Below are 1,273 nucleotides of genomic sequence, written 5' to 3'. Positions count from 1 at the left end.
CTGCGCGAGCAGCTGGCGGCGCAACTGGCCGACTGCGCCGACGAGGAGGCGCTGGGCCGCTGCCTGCGGCGTTTCCGCAACCGCCAGCAGCTGCGCATCATCTGGCGCGACATCAGCCGCCAGGCGCCGCTGAGCGAAACCTGCCGCGACCTCTCCGACCTGGCCGACGCCAGTATCGACCTGGCCTACCACTGGCTCTACCCGCGCCACAGCGCGCAGTTTGGCACGCCCATCGGCCGGCGCAGCGGCCAGGCGCAGCACATGGTGATTCTCGGCATGGGCAAGCTCGGCGCCTTCGAGCTCAACCTGTCCTCGGACATCGACCTGATCTTCGGTTACCCGGAAGGCGGCGAGACCGAGGGGGTCAAGCGGCCGCTGGACAACCAGGAGTTCTTTATCCGTCTCGGGCAAAAGCTCATAAAAGCCCTGGACGCCATCACCGTCGACGGCTTCGTGTTTCGCACCGATATGCGCCTGCGCCCCTACGGCTCGAGTGGCGCGCTGGTGTTCAGCTTCAACGCGCTGGAGCAGTACTACCAGGACCAGGGCCGCGACTGGGAGCGCTACGCCATGATCAAGGCGCGCGTGGTCGGCGGCGACCAGGCCGCCGGCGCCGAGCTGCTGGAGATGCTGCGGCCCTTCGTCTACCGGCGCTACCTGGATTTCTCCGCCATCGAGGCGCTGCGCGCGATGAAGCTGCTGATCCAGCAGGAGGTGCGGCGCAAGGGCATGAGCGAGAACATCAAGCTCGGCGCCGGCGGCATCCGCGAGATCGAGTTCATCGCCCAGGCCTTCCAGCTGATTCACGGCGGGCGCGACCTCAGCCTGCAGCAGCGGCCGCTGCTCAAGGTGCTGGCGACCCTGGAGGGGCAGGGCTATCTGCCGCCGGCGGTGGTGGCGGAGATGCGCGAGGGCTATGAGTTCCTGCGCTACACCGAACATGCCCTGCAGGGCATCGGCGACCGGCAGACGCAGATGCTGCCGGCCGACGCGCGCGACCAGGCGCGGGTGGCGACCATCATGGGCTTCGCCGATTGGGCGAGTTTCCATGAGCGCCTGATGCACTGGCGCGGACGCATCGAATGGCACTTCCAGCAGGTGATCGCCGACCCCGACGAGGACGAGGCGCAGGGCGGCGAGGCCTGCGTCGGCGCCGAATGGCTGCCGCTGTGGGAGGAGGCGCTGGACGAGGAGGGCGCCTGTCGCCAGCTGCAGGAGGCGGGTTTTGCCGAGCCGGCCACCGCGCTCAAGCGCCTCGGCGACCTGCGCAACG

At 68.9% G+C, this 1,273-nt stretch carries 1 protein-coding gene; it reads left to right on the top strand.

Translation table 11 applies throughout. From position 1 onward, the window contains the following. The coding region (gene glnE, locus N878_RS21115; protein WP_021445520.1) for a bifunctional [glutamate--ammonia ligase]-adenylyl-L-tyrosine phosphorylase/[glutamate--ammonia-ligase] adenylyltransferase at positions 1-1,273 on the top strand (1,273 nt) is incomplete at both ends.

Source organism: Pseudomonas sp. EGD-AK9, from assembly GCF_000465935.2.
In the GTDB taxonomy this organism is placed as follows: domain Bacteria; phylum Pseudomonadota; class Gammaproteobacteria; order Pseudomonadales; family Pseudomonadaceae; genus Aquipseudomonas.
This window is presented reverse-complemented; position numbering and strand designations above follow the sequence as displayed.